This is a genomic window from Corynebacterium sp. ACRPZ (assembly GCF_022346205.1).
Lineage (GTDB): Bacteria > Actinomycetota > Actinomycetes > Mycobacteriales > Mycobacteriaceae > Corynebacterium > Corynebacterium lehmanniae.
The window spans coordinates 1-1978 of sequence record NZ_JAKRMR010000032.1; the positions used below are offsets into that span (position 1 = coordinate 1).

The 1978-nt window shown below is 65.1% G+C and carries 2 protein-coding genes; both read left to right on the forward strand.

What is annotated here, in order from left to right:
- The first annotated feature begins 353 nt into the window (after positions 1-353).
- Positions 354-788 carry a division/cell wall cluster transcriptional repressor MraZ gene (gene mraZ, locus MHX64_RS11825; protein ID WP_070475152.1) on the forward strand — a complete coding sequence of 145 codons (435 nt, stop codon included), beginning with the start codon at positions 354-356 and terminating at the stop codon, positions 786-788.
- A gap of 190 nt (positions 789-978) precedes the next feature.
- The coding region (rsmH, locus tag MHX64_RS11830) for a 16S rRNA (cytosine(1402)-N(4))-methyltransferase RsmH (protein WP_239406336.1) at positions 979-1978 on the forward strand (1000 nt) is incomplete at its 3' end.

Here is a 1978-nt window from a genome sequence, read left to right on the forward strand (position 1 = left end):
GCCCCAAATCCCCCACTTCTCCCCACCTGTGCCCCAAAAGCGCCCAAACTTGGGTGCAGACGTTCCACTCGGGACGAAAGCCATGGGGTTAGAGGGGGAGAAAGTGGCGTGTGTGAGCCGTGGTTCGAGACTTTGCGGGTAAACTCCCCACGGCGAAATAGCGGCTTTGAGCTGTGAAAACGCGACACGCCAGAACAAAAAACCGCCGAGGTGTGGCGTTTGTGGGGGAAAGTGGGTTAAAGTGGGGCCCAGCGGAGTGACGTGGCGCGCATCTTGACTACGTGCGCGGTGCGGAACGAAGCCGAGAAAATTTCACAGCCAACGTCAGAAAGTGAAGGAAGGTAGGTCGCCGGATGTTTCTGGGAACCTACACTCCCAAGCTCGACGACAAAGGTCGCCTGACGCTCCCCGCGAAGTTCCGTGAGGATCTTGCGGACGGGTTGATGGTGACCAAGGGGCAGGACCACTCGCTTGCGGTGTACCCGCGCGACGAGTTTGCCGCCCGCGCCCGCAAGGCCGCAGCGGCATCCCGCACAAACCCCAAGGCGCGCGCGTTTATCCGCAACCTGGCTGCCAGCGCGGATGAGCAAACGCTCGACGGGTCTGGGCGAATCACCCTGTCCCCGGCGCACCGGGAGTACGCAAGCCTTTCCAAGGAGTGCGTGGTCATCGGGTCGGTGGATTTTCTCGAGATCTGGGACCTCGAGTCCTGGAATAAGTATCAAGAAGAGACTGAAGCTGCGTTCTCCGCGGCGGATGACGACGACATTCTCTCCGGTCTGCTGTAGGGCTGACTACCCGGCAGCAGGCATCGACTACGGAGAGCGTGTACGGACTCTGTCCGGGGCGTGAAGCGTTCTGGTGTACTTCCCCGACATCAGAACAGCCGCCCCGGGCAGGGCTCTATGCGCTCCCCGCGCTGACATCGCTGACACACCGCACGAGCTTGGGACACTAAAGGGACACGGAGGGCATGGCATGGCGAACTTCACGCTCGCTGACGACCCGCACGGTCACGTCCCCGTCATGCGCGACCGCATGGCTGAACTGCTCGCGCCCAGCGTCGAGAAGTTCGGCGCAAATGCGGTGCTTATCGACGGCACGCTTGGCGCCGGCGGCCACACCGAGCACTTCCTCACCGTGTTTCCCAACGCCCGCGTGATCGGCGTGGACCGGGACCCGAACGCGCTGCGTCAGGCGCAGCAGCGCTTGGCGCCCTTCGGCGACCGCTTCACCGCAGTGCAGTGCCGCTTCGACCACGTCGACGAGGCGGTGGCGGACAACACCGGCGACATCTTCGACACGGCCCGCGAGCACGGCATCGCGGGCGCGCTGTTCGACCTGGGCGTGTCGTCCATGCAGCTGGACCAGGAAGAGCGCGGCTTTTCCTACCGCGGCGACGCCCCGCTGGACATGCGCATGGACCAGACCCAAGGCATCACCGCGGCCGAGGTGCTCAACACCTACAGCCACGGCGACCTCGCCCGGATTTTGAAGACCTACGGCGACGAGCGTTTCGCCGGCAAGATCGCCTCCGCCGTGATCGCGGAGCGTGAGCGCGAGCCCTTCGACCGCGCCGCGCGTCTGGTGGAGCTGCTCTACGCCACCATCCCGGCGGCGACCCGCCGCACCGGCGGGCACCCCGCCAAGCGCACGTTCCAGGCGCTGCGCATCGAGGTCAACCGCGAGCTCGAGGCGGTGGAAAACGTCGTGCCCGTGATCACCGACCTGCTCGGTGTCGGCGGGCGCGCGGTGTTCATGAGCTACCAGTCCCTGGAAGACAAGATCGTCAAAGCCGCGTTCAACGAGCTCACCACCTCCAAGACCCCGGTTGGCCTGCCGATGGACTTGCCGGGCACCGAGCCGGAGTTCCGCACCGTCACCCGCGGCGCGGAGAAGGCCCCGGCGGAGGAGATCGAACGCAATCCCCGCGCCGCACCCGTGAGGGTGCGTTGCATTGAAAAACTCAGCCCCTCCC

What these genes read in the sequence shown, in the direction of transcription:
- mraZ (WP_070475152.1), top strand. Translation starts at nt 354, where the DNA reads ATGTTTCTGGGAACCTACACTCCCAAGCTCGACGACAAAGGTCGCCTG.